Raw genomic sequence first — 1,838 nt, forward strand, 5'->3', positions numbered from 1 at the left:
CCGTTTCGATCATGTTGATACGCGGCGTCAGTGGTTCGTGGCCGGCGGGCGTGGTCTGCCGTGGAATTGCGCGCTGAACCGGGAGATCGGTCAGGTCCGCGCGGTGTATACGGCGCGTTGTCTGGCCGCGGCGGGAGTCGAGGTGGTCAACAGCGCGGACGCGACCGAGGTGTGCGGCGACAAGTGGCGTACCACCATGGCTTTGGAGGCGGCCGGTGTGGCGACACCGCGGACCGCGCTGGGTCTGACGTCGCAGGCCGCGCTGGAGGCTGTGGATTCCATCGGGTATCCGGCTCTGATCAAGCCGCTGGTCGGCTCGTGGGGCCGGCTGGTGGTCGCGCTGCACGACCGTGCAGCGGCGGAGGCCGTGTTGGAGTACGTGGCGGCGCTGCCCGGGCCGCAGTCCCATCTGGGGTACGTGCAGGAGCTGATCGACAAGCCCGGCCGGGACATCAGGGTGATCGTGGTCGGCGGTCAGGTACTGGGCGCCGTCTACCGCACCGGTGAATCGTTGCGGACCAATGTGGCGCTGGGCGGACAGGTCCGCCCCTGCGAGGTGACGGCCGAGATCGGGAAGCTCGCTCTGGGTGCGGCCGCCGCTGTCGGCGCCGATATCGCCGGTGTCGATCTGATCGAGGACCGTGAGGGCCGGCTGCTGGTCCTGGAGGTCAACCACCGGGTCGAGTTCACCGGTTTCCAGTCCGCGCTCGGTGACCGGGTCGATGTCGCGGACCACATCGTCGGCCATCTATGGGAACGGGCGCAACAATGAACTGGGCGTTCACTTCGTCGGGCAACGTCACCGAGACGTACGCCGCCGGACTGCTCCGCGCGATGCTGGAGATCCCCTCACCGTCCTACCAAGAGCGCGCGCTCAGCGACTACTTGGTCGGCGCGATGACCGATCTCGGTTTCCGCGCCCACATCGACGACGTCGGCAACGTCATCGGTGTGATCGAGCGCGGGGAGGGCCCGACCCTGATGCTGCTGGGCCACATGGACACCGTCCCGGGCCAGCTCCCGGTCCGCTCCCAAGACGGCCGGCTCTACGGCCGCGGCGCGGTGGACGCCAAGGGACCCCTCGCGGCGATGATCTGCGCGGCGGCCGGCGCGGTCGGCTTCCCCGGCCGGATCGTGGTCATCGGCGTCGTCGAGGAGGAAACCCCGCGCTCCCGCGGCGCCATGGCCATCCGGGCCGCCCACGACCAGCCCGACGCGCTGATCATCGGCGAACCCAGCGGCTGGTCCAGCGTGGTCCTGGGCTACAAGGGCAAACTCGACCTCCGCTACACCGTCAAGTGTCCCGCCACCCACCCCAGCAACCCCGAACCCAAAGCCTCCGAACTGGCCGTCGACTGCTGGAACGCGCTCACCGACCTCCTGGGCCCCGACGCGAGCCACGACGTGTTCGACCAGCCCGGCGCCACGCTCTGCCAGCTCAACGCCGACCTGACCACCGCCACCGCGGACCTCAGCATCCGCATCCCCCCCGGATTCGACGTCGACGCACTCGTCCGCAACCTCCGCGAACGCCTGACGGCCGGCCACCTCGAAATCCGCAACTCGGTCACCGCCTGCCGCGTCGGCCGCGCCGACCCCGTAGTGCGCGCACTGGTCACCGGCATCCGCCAACTGCACGCCCAGCCCCGCCTGAAGGTCAAAACCGCCACCTCGGACATGAACACCCTCGCCGAAGTCTGGGACATCCCCATGGCAACCTACGGCCCCGGCGACAGCACCCTCGACCACAGCGACGACGAACACATCGTCCTCTCCGAATACCTACGCGGAATCGACGTACTCACCAACGCCATCTCCGAACTCGCACACCTACCCAC

The 1,838-nt window shown here is 68.9% G+C and carries 2 protein-coding genes; both read left to right on the forward strand.

The window, feature by feature from the left end:
• The coding region (locus AC6CKD_RS37895; RefSeq protein WP_498333971.1) for a RimK family alpha-L-glutamate ligase at positions 1 to 772 on the forward strand (772 nt) is incomplete at its 5' end.
• Positions 769 to 1,838 (forward strand): [LysW]-lysine hydrolase (locus tag AC6CKD_RS37900; RefSeq protein ID WP_498333972.1); only part of this gene is annotated, 1,070 nt, incomplete at its 3' end. The genes AC6CKD_RS37895 and AC6CKD_RS37900, both read left to right, overlap by 4 nt.

It is taken from the genome of Streptomyces sp. GQ60, assembly GCF_059758875.1.